At 73.0% G+C, this 14,184-nt stretch carries 16 protein-coding genes; 2 read left to right on the plus strand and 14 right to left on the minus strand.

The features are described 5' to 3' along the window. Positions 1-14 precede the first annotated feature (14 nt). The 13 genes from AB0E88_RS10690 to AB0E88_RS10750 form a co-directional block, all read right to left on the minus strand. Positions 15-293: a gas vesicle protein K gene (locus AB0E88_RS10690; RefSeq protein ID WP_361627219.1), complete on the minus strand. Its 279-nt coding sequence runs from the start codon at positions 291-293 to the stop codon at positions 15-17. After that, positions 290-499, minus strand: coding sequence for a gas vesicle protein (locus AB0E88_RS10695; RefSeq protein ID WP_361627222.1), 210 nt, complete (start codon positions 497-499; stop codon positions 290-292). The genes AB0E88_RS10690 and AB0E88_RS10695 overlap by 4 nt, the downstream gene beginning before the upstream one ends. Beyond that, complete coding sequence (locus AB0E88_RS10700) at positions 496-1,299, minus strand: GvpL/GvpF family gas vesicle protein (RefSeq protein WP_361627225.1); 804 nt, start codon at positions 1,297-1,299, stop codon at positions 496-498. Before AB0E88_RS10700 ends, AB0E88_RS10695 begins: the two co-directional genes overlap by 4 nt. After that, positions 1,296-1,634 (minus strand): gas vesicle protein, encoded by a 339-nt coding sequence (locus tag AB0E88_RS10705; protein WP_361627228.1) that lies wholly within the window; start codon positions 1,632-1,634, stop codon positions 1,296-1,298. The genes AB0E88_RS10700 and AB0E88_RS10705 overlap by 4 nt, the downstream gene beginning before the upstream one ends. Beyond that, positions 1,631-2,833, minus strand: coding sequence for an SRPBCC family protein (locus tag AB0E88_RS10710; protein ID WP_361627231.1), 1,203 nt, complete (start codon positions 2,831-2,833; stop codon positions 1,631-1,633). Before AB0E88_RS10710 ends, AB0E88_RS10705 begins: the two co-directional genes overlap by 4 nt. Beyond that, entirely contained in the window at positions 2,830-3,549 is a 720-nt protein-coding gene (locus AB0E88_RS10715; protein WP_361627234.1) for a DNA primase, read from the minus strand. The genes AB0E88_RS10710 and AB0E88_RS10715 overlap by 4 nt, the downstream gene beginning before the upstream one ends. Then, complete coding sequence (locus tag AB0E88_RS10720; protein WP_361627237.1) at positions 3,546-3,809, minus strand: gas vesicle protein GvpG; 264 nt, start codon at positions 3,807-3,809, stop codon at positions 3,546-3,548. Before AB0E88_RS10720 ends, AB0E88_RS10715 begins: the two co-directional genes overlap by 4 nt. A gap of 4 nt (positions 3,810-3,813) precedes the next feature. Then, positions 3,814-4,587 (minus strand): GvpL/GvpF family gas vesicle protein, encoded by a 774-nt coding sequence (locus tag AB0E88_RS10725; RefSeq protein ID WP_361627240.1) that lies wholly within the window; start codon positions 4,585-4,587, stop codon positions 3,814-3,816. Then, positions 4,584-5,006 carry a gas vesicle structural protein GvpA gene (locus AB0E88_RS10730; protein ID WP_361627243.1) on the minus strand — a complete coding sequence of 141 codons (423 nt, stop codon included), beginning with the start codon at positions 5,004-5,006 and terminating at the stop codon, positions 4,584-4,586. Before AB0E88_RS10730 ends, AB0E88_RS10725 begins: the two co-directional genes overlap by 4 nt. Before the next feature lie 57 nt (positions 5,007-5,063). Continuing rightward, the gene (locus AB0E88_RS10735) at positions 5,064-5,438 is read right to left on the minus strand and encodes a gas vesicle protein (protein ID WP_361627246.1); all 375 of its coding nucleotides are present in this window, start codon (positions 5,436-5,438) and stop codon (positions 5,064-5,066) included. A gap of 100 nt (positions 5,439-5,538) precedes the next feature. Beyond that, complete coding sequence (gene ligD, locus AB0E88_RS10740; protein ID WP_361627248.1) at positions 5,539-6,468, minus strand: non-homologous end-joining DNA ligase; 930 nt, start codon at positions 6,466-6,468, stop codon at positions 5,539-5,541. Then, a complete protein-coding gene (locus AB0E88_RS10745; protein WP_361627251.1) occupies positions 6,465-8,312 on the minus strand; it encodes a transketolase in 1,848 nt (615 codons plus the stop codon). The genes ligD and AB0E88_RS10745 overlap by 4 nt, the downstream gene beginning before the upstream one ends. Further along, positions 8,309-9,820, minus strand: coding sequence for an NAD(P)/FAD-dependent oxidoreductase (locus tag AB0E88_RS10750; RefSeq protein ID WP_361627413.1), 1,512 nt, complete (start codon positions 9,818-9,820; stop codon positions 8,309-8,311). The genes AB0E88_RS10745 and AB0E88_RS10750 overlap by 4 nt, the downstream gene beginning before the upstream one ends. 609 nt (positions 9,821-10,429) lie before the next feature. Between AB0E88_RS10750 and AB0E88_RS10755 the strand changes: the two genes are divergently transcribed. Beyond that, the gene (locus AB0E88_RS10755) at positions 10,430-11,383 is read left to right on the plus strand and encodes an LLM class F420-dependent oxidoreductase (protein ID WP_361627254.1); all 954 of its coding nucleotides are present in this window, start codon (positions 10,430-10,432) and stop codon (positions 11,381-11,383) included. Positions 11,384-11,681: 298 nt separating this feature from the next. Beyond that, the gene (locus AB0E88_RS10760; RefSeq protein WP_361627257.1) at positions 11,682-12,032 is read left to right on the plus strand and encodes a VOC family protein; all 351 of its coding nucleotides are present in this window, start codon (positions 11,682-11,684) and stop codon (positions 12,030-12,032) included. 86 nt (positions 12,033-12,118) lie between these two features. On the opposite strand, the gene AB0E88_RS10765 is transcribed toward AB0E88_RS10760, so the two are convergent. Beyond that, positions 12,119-14,074 (minus strand): DUF5107 domain-containing protein, encoded by a 1,956-nt coding sequence (locus AB0E88_RS10765; protein ID WP_361627260.1) that lies wholly within the window; start codon positions 14,072-14,074, stop codon positions 12,119-12,121. Positions 14,075-14,184: the final 110 nt, after the last annotated feature.

The raw sequence follows: 14,184 nt of genomic DNA on the forward strand, positions 1-14,184 counted from the left end.
TCCCGGGGAAGTCCTCATTCCCGGGGAAGCAGCGGTCCGAGCGGCCCGAGGTCCAGATTGAGGTCCTCGGGCCGCAGCCCGTAGCGGTCTCGCAGTTCCGCCATGCGGTCCTCCAGCAGCATCAGGGTCAGCCCGATGCGCTCCTCCTGCTCCTCGGTCAGGCCGCCCTCGTCGAAGCGGCGCACGGCCTGGCGCTCCATGAGCTGACGCAGCAGCTCCACCACCGTCAGGACGAGCTTGACCAGGTCCCGCTCCACCGTGTCGGGATCGAGGTCCATGCGGCGGTCTGTCACGGCACCTCCTTGCGCGCGGGGACCAGGGGGTCGAACGGCGACGGCACCTGCGCGTTCACCGAGCTGATCAGGGCGTTGAGGTCGATGCGCACCAGATCGACGTCGGCGATGCGCAGGGTGATGTCCCCCGTGATCACCACTCCGCCGGCCAGCAGCCGGTCCAGCAGGTCCACGAGCGCGATCTCACGGCGTTCGACGACGGTCACCCGGATCCCTCCCCCACCGGCCGCGGCGTCTCCACGAACGAGTAGGCGGCCCACGGACCCGTGAGTTCCACCCGCATTCCCGGGACGTCGTCCTTCGTCCGGTCCACGAGTTCCACGAATTCCTCCGAGGCCGCCCGCGGCACCAGATAGGCGGCATTGAGCACATTGCGTCCGGCCGCGCCGGAAAGCGCCGGGTTCTGCGGCGCGTGCACCCGGGAATCGACGGCGTGCGCGGAAAGGGACTCGTGCAGCCGCGTGGCGAATTCCTCGGCCTTCTGCCACATGTCCTCGTTCTCCCTGGCGCGCATGCTGCGCCGGCGCAGATAGTCCCGCCCCGACGCGGCCGGCGCCGCCCCGGAGGAGGCCTGCGGTGACGGGGTCCCGCGCTGCGCCTCCTCGCCCTGGGCCTCCGCGTACACCTTCACGCCCCATTCGACCTTGTCCTGGAGCCGGTCCAGGGTGCGCCGGAAGTCCCGCTCGCGGGCCTCCATCATGGTGCGCACCCCGCTGTCGTCGTGGAAGACGGTGCCCAGGCGCAGCGGCAGCGGCGTGGTGACGACGGTCAGCGCGTCGATCACGCCCTGATGGGCGCGGGCGGTCGCGGTCACCCAGTCGAGGTCCTCCAGGTGCGCCCGCAGCGGCTCCTCGGCGAAGTCCCGCGCCGGGACCTCGCTGTAGACGGCCACCAGCCCGTGGTGGGTCAGATGCCGGGGCGGCGCGCCGCCCACCCCCGTCAGCTGCGCCTGGAGGGGCGCGCTGAACGGGCGGCAGACGGCGTAGACGTACCGCAGTCCGGTCATGGGGCCTCCTCCTGGCCGTGTCCGGGCTCCAGCTCCGCCAGCCGGGCCCGCAGCTCGGCGTTCTCGCGGGTGAGTTCGTCGCGGCGGGCACGGCTGGACAGCGCCGGATCGGTCTCCCACCAGTCGATGCCCATCTCCTTGGCCTTGTCCACCGAGGCGACGATGAGCCGCAGCTTGATGGTGAGCAGTTCGATGTCGAGCAGGTTGATACGGATGTCACCCGCGATGACGATGCCCTTGTCCAGGACACGCTCGAGGATGTCGGCGAGGTTGGCTCCGCTGCCGCCCCCGTAGGGCTCGGGCATGCGGCCGGACATGGGGCTGGGGGTGGTCATCGCCGGCTCCCGGAGTACTCGTCCTCGTCCTCCTCCTCTTCCTCGTACTCGTCATCGGCGTCCCCGGCGCCCTCGTCCTCGTAGCCCTCCTCGGGCTCGTCCTCGTACTCGCCCTCCTCCTCGTCGTACGGCTCCTCGTCCTCGTCCTCCTCCTCGTCCTCGTCCTCGGAGGCTTGCCGGTCGGCGTTCTCGGGGGCCTGCTCGTCCTCGTCCTCGTCGGTGTCCTCGTCGTCGTACTCGTCCTCGGCCTCGCCGCCGTCCGTCTCCTCGCCTTCCCCCTCCTCGCCTTCCGCCTGCTCGGCCTCCAGGGCCTCCTCGTGGCTGCGGACGACCTCGCCGTCCTGGATCTCGCCGCGCCAGCCCTCGTCCGCCTCTCCCTTGAGGGTGATGAAGCGGGCGTAGTTCTTCAGGTCGAGCCGGGCCCGGCGGCCCTGGGCGCGCCAGATGTTGCCGGTCTTCTCGAACAGACCGGAGGGGTAGTACTCGATCACCAGCAGGACACGGGTGAGGTTGTCCGCGAGCCGGTGGAAGGTGACCGCGCCCTTCGTGGTGCCCTTGGCGCCCTCCGACGTCCAGGCGATGCGGTAGTCCGGTACCTGCTCGGTGGTGGTCGCCTTCCAGCTGCGGCTGGACCAGAACACCTTGGCCTGCCAGTCGGAATGGGTGTCGTCGGCGCGGCTCGCGCTCTTGACGCCCTTGGCGAAGGTGCTGAAGTCCTGGTAGCGCGTCCACTGGTCGTAGGCGGTGCGCAGCGGCACACCGACGTCGATGTGCTCGATGATCACGGTCGGCTTGTTGCCGGCGCGTCCCTTGCCGCCCTTCTTGCCACCGCCGCCGAGGCCCTTCAGCTTGTCCATCACGCTGTCCTTGGCTCGGGAGGTGCCGAGTTCCAGGGCGGTGCGCAGCGGGCCCTTGCCCTCGGCGAGCTTGCGCCCGCCGTCCAGGGCCAGCTTGGCGAAGCCCGGGCTGTTGCCCTCGGCGATGTCGTTCAGTTTCACGGTGGTCTCACCGAGCTTGCGCCCGACGCCGCTGAGCATCCGGGTCGCCTGCGCGGCGAGGTAGTCCTGCAGTTCGGACTTGAGCCGGTCGGCGGCCTCGCTGTGCGCCAGGTCGGCGAGCGGATTCTTGTCCGTGGCGCCCTTGGCTGCGCCTGCCGCGCCCCGCGCCGCGGAGCCGGCCGATCCCAGGGTGTCGGTCATCGCTCACCGCCTCCCTTCTGCTGCCCGCCCCCACCGGCGGACTTCCCCGCCGACCTGCGGGCCGAGGCGGTCTTCTTGGCGGCGCCGGAGCCCGGCGCCTTCTTGGCGGCCTTCTTGGCGGGGGCGGCCTTCTTGGCCGGAGCCTTCTTGGCCGCCTTCTTCGCCTTCTGGGCCGAACCCGCCGTCTTCTTCGCCGGGGCCCGGCGCTCGCCGCGCGACCCCTGAGAAGCGGCGTCGCCGTCGTCCTCGTCCCGGTCGTCGTCGTCCTCGTCCCGGTCCTCGTCGCGCTCGTCGTCCCGGTCCTCGGCCTCGTCCTCGGGCTCCTCCTCCCGGTCCTCCGGCTCCTCGTCCCGGTCCTCCGGCTCCTCGTCCTCGTCGTCCCGCTCACCGCGGGAAGAGCCGCCGGAGACCTGCCCGCGCAGATCCGCCGTACGGGAGTGCAGCCGGTCGGCGAGGGCGCCGATCTGCCGCTCGACGAGGGCGCCGGAGGCGGCCTTGCCGACGCCGCGCAGGTCCCCGCGCAGCTGGTCCCCGATCTCCTTGATCTGGGGATTGTTCTTCAGCTGCTGGTTCACCAGGTCGGCGACCATGCGCGGGCTGAGGTTCATCCGCTTGCCGGCGACCATGCTGCCGACGGCGATCGCCAGTTTCGCTTTCTTGGTACGTCCGAGGACGTATCCGGCCCCTACCGCGAGGCCCAGTCCCACTCGGTTCATTGCGCTGTCCACTCACCTGTTCCCGCGCTCGCGCGCGTCGCAGTCTCCAGCCGGTCGAGAAGCTCGTCCTCCTGGCGGTCGAACTCCTCCTCGCTGATCTCTCCGGCCTCCAGCCGCTCCTCCAGACGGGCCAGTTCGGTCCGGACGGTGGCCGGGTCGTAGTAGATCCGCTCGGCCTCCTGGAGCACCTGTCTGATCACCCACGCGCTGCCGCGCGCCGGGGCGAACGGCAGCAGCAGCACCTCGCCGAGCAGGCCCATGTCCTCACCCCTCTTCGGTGTCCGCACTGCCGGCCAGGGTGGCCGTGTGCTCGGCCGGGCCCGGGTCGACGAAGCTGTAGGGCGGCAGCGGTCCGTTGACGCGGATCTCCAGCTGCGGCAGGTCCTTGCGGGCCTGCTCGACCGCGGCCAGGAACTGCTCGGCGCTGTCCTTGTTCACCAGGAACGACGTGTTGGCCAGCCAGCCGGTGGACTCCGGGCCCGCGCTGACCGCGTCGGCGTTCGGCTCCAGCAGCCGCTGCAGGACCGTGCCGTCCTCGGCCTCCTTGGCCTTCACGGCGGCGGCGACCATCTCGCCGAGGCGCAGCTTGTCGTCGTAACTCCCGCCGCCCGCACGCCGGTTGGCCTCGGCCAGGGTGCGGATCTCCGGGCTTTCGGACATCACCCGGTGCAGGACCGCCTCTTCCACGTGGTTGGCCTTGATGTTGTACTCCACGCGGTTGTCGAGGGCGCGCAGGCGTTCCTTGTAGTGGTCGGCCCGCTCGGTGAGCACCGAGGTGACGGTGTCGTCGTCGGGGGCGACGCTGCCGAACCGCATGGGCAGCACACAGCCGGCCGCGCCTGCCTCGCCGAGCACGTTCTGGTGGGCGAGCAGGTCGCGCCGCTTGGGGCGCAGCCCCTCGGGGGCGTCGCTGACGACGGCCGCCAGCTCACCCGCCCTGAGGATGCGGACGGGACGCGCGGGCTCGCCGACCCCGTCCATCCCCTCGGGGAGCTTCGGGTGGGAACTCGCCGTGATCCCGTAGACGTACGTGCTCACTCCTGCTCCTCCTTACGGCGGGCGGACGAGCTCTTGCGGGGCCGCCGCTGCTCGGTCTCACCCTCGCCGCGTGCTTCCTTGAACGCGTCCGAGATGGTCTGCGCGGCACCGGACAGGGCGCCCTTGGACTTGCCGCGCGCACCGGACTCGGTGATCTCGCCGACCAGGTCGGGCAGGCCGGGGTCCTTGCGCGGCCCGGCCTCCAGGTCGAGCCGGTTGCACGCCTCGGCGAAGCGCAGATAGGTGTCGACGCTGGCCACCACGACCCGTACGTCGATCTTCAGGATCTCGATGCCGACGAGGGAAACCCGCACGAACGCGTCGATGACCAGCCCCCTGTCGAGGACGAGCTCGAGAACGTCGTAGAGGCCGCTGCTGCCGCCTCCGCCGCCGGACTGCTGTGCCGGGACAACGGTCATGCCGACCGTGCCTCCTTCTGTCGTGATCGTGTGTGTTCGGTCGTCGAGAGCGGCCCGCTACCGGCCGCGGGCGTCGGACCGGCCGCGCTCGTAACGACGGACCTTCCGGTAACCGGTGAGCTGACCCTCGGGGTCCAGCTCCACCTCGTAGCTCGCCATCAGGCTCATCGTGTCGGGGACCCGGGCGAGTTCGAGGACTTCCACCTCCAGTGCCCAGCCGTCCTCCGTCTGCTCGAAGGACGACACGGACTCGGGGTTCATACCGGTCAGCTCGGCGAGCTGGGCCCGTGCGTTGCGGAGCACCTCCATCGGCCTGAGCCGCGACTGGGCGGTCTTCCGCTCCTGTGCGGGTTCCCGTTCCTCCGCGGGCTCCCGCTCTTCGGGTTCGTTCGGTGAATTCTGCGAATCTCGCGTGTTCTTTGTGTTCGCCATGGCCACCTCTCTCCTCCGTGTGGCCGCTCGTTCCATGGCCAAACCTTCACGGTGGCAGGCGCAAGCGGCGCGGCCGGTTCCGCTCGCACAGGGTGGCCGGTCAGCCGCGCAGCGCGTCGAGCCTGCGGCGGGCGGGCCCGAGGGCACGGCCGCGGGCCGGCAGCCCGGCCCACGGGTTGGTACGGGCCTGCTCGACGGCGTCGGCGAGGGTCCAGCGGCGGGCGTCGACGCCGGGATCGTCCAGCTGGTCCCAGGTGAGCGGGACGGCGACGGGCGCGCCGGGCAGGGCCCGCACGGTGAACGGGGCGACGGCGGTCTGCGCGTAGGCGTTGCGCTGGATGTCCAGGTAGAGCCGGTCGCCGCGGTCCTTCTTGCGGGCGGCGGTGGTGAGCCGCTCGGGGTGCCCGGCGGCGAGCAGCTCGGCCACGTCGCGCGCGAACTGCCGTACGGTGTCGAAGTCCTGATGGCCGGCCAGCGGCACGACGACGTGGACCCCTCTCGATCCGGTGGTCATCGGGGCCGACGGCAGGCGCAGCTCGTCGAGCAGGCCGCGCAGCCACCGGGCGGCGTCCCGGACGGCCTCGAAGTCGTCACCGAAGGGGTCGAGGTCGAAGACCATCCGGTCGGGCACGTCGACACCGCCGGTGCGGGAGAGCCAGCGGTGAAAGGTGAGACAGGCCTGGTCAGCGAGGTAGACGAGGGTGGAGGTGTCGTCGCACACGGTGTGGCACACCGTGCCGTCCTCCTTGGCCAGCTCGACGCGGGTGATCCACTGCGGATAGTGCTCCGGGGTGTTCTTCTGCATGAACCGGGGCCCCTCGATCCCGTCGGGATGCCGCTCGAGCATCAGCGGCCGGCCGCGCAGATGCGGCAGCATGAACGCGGCGACGGAACGGTAGTAGTCGACGAGATCGCCCTTGGTGTACTCCTTGGCTCCGGGCCCGCCCGGGAAGAGGACCTTGCCGGGCCGGTGCACCGGCACGCTGCGGCGCCCGGCCCGCACCGTCCGTGTGCCGTCGCGGTCGCTCACCGCACGACCGCCTCCCCGACCAGCAGCCGTCCGGCCGCCGCGATGGACTCGGCGTCGATGCCGGCGGCGCGCAGCTGCTCCTCGGGCGTGGCCGAGCCCGGCATGTTCCGCACCCCGAGCCGGACCAGCCGAGGCACCGGACGCCCGTCGGAGAACGCCTCCGCAACGGCGTCGCCGAGCCCGCCCTCGGGGTGGTGGTCCTCGACGGTGAGCAGGCAGCCGGTCTCCTCGCCGGCCCGCCGCAGCGTCTCGGCGTCGACGGGCTTGACCGAGTACAGATCGATCACCCGCACGGCGATGTCCTGCGCGGCCAGCGCGTCCGCGGCGGCCAGCGCCTCGGGCACGGTGACCCCGGCCGCGACGATCGTCAGCCGGTCGCGGCCGGAGGAGCGCAGCACCTTGCTCCCGCCGACCGGGAACTCCTCCTCGGGCCCGTACAGCACCGGGCTCTTGCCGCGCGAGGTGCGCAGATAACGGACGCCGTCCAGCTCCGCCATGGCGGCGACCAGCTTCGCCGTCTGGTTGGCGTCGCAGGGGTAGAGGACGGTGGAGCCGTGCACGGACCGCATCATCGCCAGGTCCTCCACGCCCATCTGGGAGGGCCCGTCCTGCCCGATGGCCACCCCGGCGTGCGAGCCGACGAGATTGATGCCGGAGCCGCTGATGGCGGCCATGCGCACGAAGTCGTGCGCGCGGGTGAGGAAGGCGGCGAAGGTCGCGGCGTACGGCACCCAGCCGCGCGCGGCGACGCCGACGGCGGCGGCGACCATCTGCTGCTCGGCGATGTAGCACTCGATGTACCGCTCGGGGTGCTCCTTACCGAAGAGCTCCGCCCGCGTGGAGTCGCCGACCTCTCCGTCGAGCGCGACGACGTCGCCGCGCCCGTGTCCGAGGGCGGCGAGGGCCTTGCCGTAGGCGTCCCGCGTGGCGGCCTCCTCGCCCTTGTCCCAGCGGGGCAGCTCATAGGGCGAGGTGGTCGCGGAACGCACCACGGTGACGGTCGGCGGCTCGTGCACCTGCACCCGCAGGTCACGCACCCCGCCGAGCTGTTCGATGGCCTCCTCGGCCTCCGGCAGCGGCTTGCCGTGCAGCCCCTCCCGGTCCTGGACGCCCTCGACGCCCTTGCCCTTGAGGGTGCGGGCGATGATCGCGGTGGGCTGCCCGGCGGTGGACAGGGCCTCGCCGTAGGCGCGGTCGACGGCGTCCACGTCGTGGCCGTCGATCTCGATGGTGTGCCAGCCGAAGGCCCGGAAGCGGCGGGCGTAGGCGTCGAGGTCGTGGCCGTGCCGGGTGGGTCCGCGCTGCCCGAGCCGGTTGACGTCGACGATGGTGACGAGATTGTCGAGGTGCTCGTGCCCGGCGTGCTCGGCGGCCTCCCACACCGAGCCCTCGGCGAGTTCGCTGTCGCCGGTGAGCACCCACACGCGGTAGCCGTCGTGCTCGAGCCGCTTGCCGGACAGGGCGATGCCGACCCCGACGGGCAGGCCCTGCCCGAGCGAACCGGTGGCGGTCTCCACCCAGGGCAGCTGCTGCGGGGTCGGATGCCCCTCGAGCCGGCTGCCGAGCTTGCGGAAGGTGAGCAGTTCCTCGTCGTCGATCGCCCCGGCCGCCTTGTACGCGGCGTACAGCAGCGGCGAGGCGTGGCCCTTGGAGAGCACGAACCGGTCGTTGCCGGGGTGGTCGGGCCTCTCGAAGTCGTAGCGCAGGTGGTTCGCGAGCAGGACGGCCATCAGATCGGCCGCGGACATCGAGGACGTCGGGTGCCCGGACCCCGCGGCGGCGGCCGCGCGCACGCTGTCCACGCGCAACTGCTGACCGAGTTCGACGAGTTCACCGGTGTTCATGAGTCTCCTTGAGCGTCGGAATCGGTTGCGTCGGTGCGGGTGTCATCACTGCGGGTGTCACTGCCGGTCTGGTCGCTGCCCGTCGCGCCGGTGCGCTTGACCGGCCCGGGAGCGGGGTGGTCCGCGTCGAGGGCGTCGGGCCCGGGCCGCCGGGCCGGCGCGGGCTCCTGCCGCCCGGGTGCCCCGGGTGTCCGGGCCAATTCCGGTGAGGCCGTGTCCAGCGGCACCGCCCAGGACCGCACGAGTCCCAACTGGACGCCTTGGCGCGGCAGTACGGCGTCGAGCAGCCAGTCCGCGGCGACACGCACCCGGTTGCCGGGCATCGCCGCGAGGTGGTAGCCGCGGGTGACCAGGCCCGCGAGCGGCCCGGACAGCGGGACGCCCAGCGGGTTGGCGGAGGCCTGCGCGCCGCCGAGGTCGACGACGAACCCCAGGTCCCGGTGCCGGTAGGACCGCAGCGCGCCACCGGTCAGCGAGGCGGCCACGTTCTGCGCGGCGACCTTCCCCTGCCGCCACGCGTGCTGCGCCGTCATCGGGGTGTACGACCCCGGCTCGTCCAGATCCGGTACGGCGGCGGCGTCACCACAGGCGAAGACCTCGGGCCGCCCCGGCACCCGGAGGGTGGGCTCGACCAGGAGCCGTCCGCGCTCCAGCGGCAGCCCCAGCGACTCGGCGAGCGGATCGGGCCGGACGCCGACGCACCACACCAGGGTCCTGGTGGCCACGAACTCGCCGTCGGTGAGCAGGACGCCCCGCTCGGTGGCCTCCTTGACGGAGGTCCCCATCCGCACGTCGACACCCCGCTCGCGCAGCACGCGGTCGGCGGTGCGCGACAGCCGCTCGTCCAGCTCGGGCAGGACGCGATCGGCGACGTCGAGCAGCAGCCACCGCGGGCGCATGCCGTCGCGCAGGGGGTGGTCGCGCACCAGCGCGTCCGTGAACAGCTGCCCCTGCGCGGCGACCTCGGTGCCGGTGTATCCGGCGCCGACGACCACGAAGGTGCAGCGGGCGGCGCAGGCGGCGGGATCGTCGCCGCCGGCGGCCAGCTCGACCTGCCGGATCACGTGATCACGCAGATAGAGCGCCTCGGGCAGCCCCCGGAAGCCGTGCGCGTGCTCGGCGATGCCCGGGATGGGCAACAGCTTGTTGACGCTTCCGGCGGCCAGCACCAGCCGGTCGTACGGCAGGGAACCCGTGTCGCCCTCGGGCCCGGTCCAGTGCACGGTCCGCGCGTCGAGATCGACCCGCCCGACCTCCCCCAGCACCAGCCGCACACCCCGCAGCGCCCCGGTCAGCGACACGGTCACCCGGCGCGCCTCGAGGATCCCGGCGGCGACCTGGGGCAGCAGCGGCAGGTACAGGAAGTAGTCGGTCGGGTTCACCAGAGTGATCTCGGCCCGCCCCCGGGCCATCCGCGCCAGCACCCGAGCGGCCCGGAACCCGGCGAACCCCCCTCCGACAATCACCACCCGGGGTCGACCCACGACGTCCCTGCCCTCCACGTCCATCACAACGGCCCGCCCCACCGCGTTTCCCTCCGGGGGTACGCCAAACGTGACCCGCGGGGGGGTTGGCGGGATGCCCGACGCCGGGGGCGGAGCGCCCTCCGGGGCGGGGGGACGGCCCCGCCGGGGCGCAGGGGCCCCCGGCCGGGGCGCAGGGGGGACGGCCCCCGCCGGGGTACAAGGGCGCAGGGGGCGGCCCCCGCCGGGGCGCAGGGGCGAAGCCCCCGCCAGTGCGCAAGAGGGCGGCCTGCGCCGGGGTGCAGGGGCGAAGCCCCGCTGGGGTGCAGGGGCGAAGCCCCGCGACGGGGTCCGGGGCGGAGCCCCGTAGCGGCGCCTCTTGCGCAACCGAGACGGGCGGGCGGGCAAACACCCCCGGGGTCCGGGGCGAAGCCCCGCGACGGCACCTCCTGCGCAACCGAGACGGGCGGGCGGGTGGGCAAACACCCCACGGGGTCCGGGGCGAAGCCCCGCGACGGCACCTCCCGCGCAACCGAGACGGGCGGGCGGGCAAACACCCCCCGTACACGCACCCACCCCCCCGTTCCACCGGCGGAGCCCTGGGTACTCGCCGCCCCGACCGCCCACCCCGTCCCATCCCCGGAGGCGCCGCCCATGCCCCAGTACGGCTACTTCCTCTCCTGCGAGCAGTACGGGCCCGCGGAGCTGATCGAGCAGGCCCGGATGGCCGAGCAGGCCGGTTTCCAGGCACTGTGGATCTCGGACCACTACCACCCGTGGAACGACGCGCAGGGCCAGAGCCCGTTCGTGTGGTCGGTGATCGGCGCCCTCTCGGAGGCCGTGTCGCTGCCCATCGAGACGGCGGTGACCTGTCCCACCGTCCGCATCCACCCCGCCGTCGTCGCACAGGCCGCCGCGACCAGCGCGGTCATGACGAACGGCCGCTTCCGGCTCGGCGTCGGCACCGGTGAGGCCCTCAACGAGCACGTCGTCGGCGGCTCCTGGCCCCCGGCCCACGTACGGCTGGAGATGCTGGAGGAGGCCATCCAGGTGATGCGCCGCCTGTTCACCGGCGAGGAGGTCAACCACCACGGCACGCACTACACCGTGGAGAACGCCCGCCTGTACACGGTCCCCGACGAGCCCGTCCCGATCGACATCTCCGGCTTCGGCCCGGCCGCCGTCAAGCTGGCCTCCCGTGTGGGGGACGGCTACATCACGGTCGCCCCGGACGCCTCGATGGTGGAGCAGTACCGCAAGGGCGGCGGCGGAGCGAAGCTCGTCAGCGGCGGCACCAAGGTCTGCTACGACACCGACAAGGACGCCGCGGTCCGCACGGTCCACCGTCTGTGGGCGAACGAGCAGCTGCCCGGCGAACTCAGCCAGGTGCTCCCCTCCCCCAGGCATTTCGAGCAGGCCCAGCAGCTCGTCACCGAGGACATGGTGCGCGAGAACCGGGTGTGCGGCGACGACGTGGACGAGCACGTCGCCGAGCTGCGCCAGTTCGCCGACGCGGGCTTCGACGTCGTGTACGTCAACCAGATCGGCCCGGACATGCGCGGCTTCTTCGACTTCTACCGCACGAAGGTGCTGCCGCAGCTGACCTGATGCTCGTACCGGCACGCGACCTGACGCACGTACCGGCACGCGCGGCTCGGCGTCCTCCCCCGACGGCGAGCCGCGCGCAGCGGCGGCCCCCCGTCGGGGGTTCCGTCCTGTCCCCAGGCGCAGATGATGCGTGGCCGGTTGCGCAGTTCCCCGCACCACCGGGCCGGTTGCAGAGCCGTTGCCCACGCGTGCGGGCACCCGGCGCCACAGGGCCGTAACGGCGTGCAGCCGGCCCCCGGCCGCGGGGATCGGGTGAAACGATCAACGGTGCCGCGCGGCCCCAACTAGGCTTTGCCGTATGGAGATCCAGGGTGCCACACTCCGTGTCTGCGTCGACGACCTCGACTCCGCCATCCCCTTCTACGAGCGGCTCGCGGGCGGCAGAGCCCTCCGTTTCGAGCGGGGCGGCGTCCAGGTCGCCGCGATCGGCTGCTTCCTGCTGATGAGTGGCCCGGCCGCGGAGATCGAGGTGCTGCGCAAGGTGGCGGCGACGCTCGCGGTCGCCGACGTGGACGAGGCGCACACCGTGCTGACGGGGCTGGGCGCGGAGATCGTGGCCGGCCCGGTGCCGACGCCGGTGGGCCGCAATCTGATCGCCCGCCATCCGGACGGGGCCGTGTACGAGTACGTGGACCGCCGCCGCCCGTGACCCGGCCGCCGTAGCCCGCGCTCACGGCGCCGCCCGTGACCCGGCAACCGTCGCCCGCGATCGGCGCGGCCGTCGGCCGGGCCCTCTCACGACGGCCGCATCCGGAAGTCGTACCGCTCCGGGAGGGGCTCGTCGGTGAGCCGGGCCCACAGCCGCCCGATCACCTCGTCCCCCTCCCTGAGGTCGGCCACCTCGAAGCCCGCGTCGAACACGGCCCGCGCCTCGCTCGTCCTGCCCTCGGCGAGCAGCAGGGCCGCCTCGATCAGCCGGAACCGGCCGCGTTCCCGCATCTCGGGGAGCAGCCGCTCCCATACGGCTCTCGCCGCCTCGGTACGCCCGGCGGCGAGCAGCGCCTCGATGGCCTCGCGGCCGAGCGCGGCGGTGACGGCCGCCCACTCGGGGCCGTCGCCGTGCGGCTCCCGGCACAGGTCGTCGAAGGCCTCGGCGTACCGTTCGGCCGCCCGTTCCGCGTGGCCGCCCTCGCGGTCGGCGACGGCGAGGCAGCGCAGCAGCGGCCACCGCGGGACAGCGAGCGGCAGGGCCCGTTCCCAGCTGCGCACGGCCTGGGCGCGGTCACCGGCGTGCCACTGGGCGACGCCGAGGTGGTACTCGGTGTGCGGCCGGGCCGGCGCGGTCTCCAGCATGTCCCGCCAGTGCGGGGCGACGAGGCTCTCGCCGGGCGGCCGCTCGCCGCTCGGTCCGGGCAGCGCGCCGGTGCGCAGCAGCGCCAGCCACGGCTCCTGCTGCGCCCCGAGGGTGGCCTCCGGGAACGGGGTGCCGGGCAGTTCGAAGCCGCCGCGCAGGACCTCCAGCGCGCCCCAGCCGGAGCCGGCGGCGAGCGTCTCGGTGGGTTCGGTGTCGGCGTGCGGCAGCCACGCGGAGTGGGCGGCGTCGACGTCGGCCGCCGGCAGTACGGCCTCGAGCCGGGCCTCGGCCCGGCCGACGACGGCGTCCCACCCCCCCTCGGGGTCGGCGTCGAGCGGGCCGTACGCCTCGAGCCAGGTGACCTCGCTGTGTTCCTCCAGGCGCACGTGCTCCAGCTGGGTGCGGGCGAGGCCGGCCTGGATCTCGCAGTAGCCGCCGGTGCCGGGTTCGGTGAGCCACTGCTGCCAGCGGCGGCCGCCGGGCAGGTGCCCCCACACGAACAGCTTGCGGCCGCGCAGCCCGTCGGTGGAGGTCTGCACCAGCCCGTGGCCGTTCTCGTCCAGCGTGGCGATCCAGGGGCGGCGCCGCGCGGGAACATCGTAGAAGTAGTCGGCGGCGTACGGGCTGCCGAGCGGGTAGGTGCGGTCGGCGCCGTCGTACGCCGGGACGGGGACCCGGCGCAGCCGGCGCTCGTAGCCGAAGTGGTAGGCCTCGCTCGCCGGGGCGAGGACGCGGCACTCCTCGGGGACGGCGATGTTGGACCACCAGTAGGCGGGCACGGGCCGCTCGTGCGGGTTGCGGACCCGGACGCCGACGTAGAGGAAGTCGGAGCCGTCCGGCAGCCACAGGTCGACCTGGAAGGGCAGGTCGCGCAGCCGCTCCCACTCCCACAGCCGCAGCATGTCGGTGCCGTCGGGGCCGGGCACGCGGGCGGCGTGCAGGGGTGCGCAGGACAGGGTCGTGTGACCGGTGGCGCCGATGTTCCATTCGATGCCGCCGGAGTACCAGGCGCCGTTGAGGGCGAAGTTGGCGGGCTGCAGCACCGGGTTGCGGTAGAGGAGTTCGCGCCGGGTCGGCTTGTGCAGCAGGGAGACGATCCGGCCGCCGAGCCCGGGCAGGACGGTGGCGCGCAGCCGGTCGTTCTCGATGACGAGCGTGTCGAGGGGGCGCGGTACGCGGTCGCGGCCGTAGCAGTCGCGCACCCGCACGGGCAGCAGGCTGGTCAGCGGGGCGTAGCCGATCTGCCGGGCCATGTCGCGCGGCAGGTCCGCCTTGTCCCGGTCGTCGATGTGGTGCATCTCGTCCAGGGGCCGCAGCGCGGGCAGCGGGTTGTCCGGACCGAGGTCCGCGGCGGGCAGGGTCAGTACCTCACGTCGGATCGTCGTCACGACGACCATGGAAGCGGTTGCCGGGTGATCCGGCCAGGGCCGCAGCGGGTCAGGGTTGCGCAAAGCCGCCGCATTTATTCGGTGGGCGGGGCGGCGAGCGCGCCCGTACAGTCGGCTCT

This window comes from Streptomyces sp. NPDC028635 (genome assembly GCF_040637635.1).
Taxonomy (GTDB): Bacteria; Actinomycetota; Actinomycetes; order Streptomycetales; family Streptomycetaceae; genus Streptomyces.